The organism is Anaerotruncus sp. DFI.9.16 (genome assembly GCF_024461615.1).
Taxonomy (GTDB): domain Bacteria; phylum Bacillota; class Clostridia; order Oscillospirales; family Ruminococcaceae; genus Anaerotruncus; species Anaerotruncus massiliensis.
Genome location: NZ_JANFZX010000179.1, coordinates 1 through 223, shown reverse-complemented (window position 1 = coordinate 223; position 223 = coordinate 1). Strand labels below are relative to the sequence as shown.

Here is a 223-nt window from a genome sequence, read left to right as displayed (position 1 = left end):
AGTGAGCAGCACTCCGGAAGAGAGCGGATCGAGCGAAGAGAGCAAACCGGAGGAGGCGGCGGAGAGCGGCAAATCGGAAGAGAACGGCAAACCCGGCGGGGCGGAGGACTCGTCGAATCCCATCAGTGAACTCGTAGAGGCTGCGGCGAGCGCGCGGATCAATCTGGTGCGGGTGCTGTCGGCGGAGATCACGGCGGAGGAGATCGTGCCGCTGCCGGAGAGC

1 protein-coding gene is annotated in these 223 nt (G+C 65.5%); it reads left to right on the top strand.

All coding sequences use genetic code 11. The features are described 5' to 3' along the window. A partial coding sequence (locus NE609_RS17450) for a hypothetical protein (protein WP_256153258.1) occupies nt 1–223 on the top strand: 223 nt, incomplete at both ends.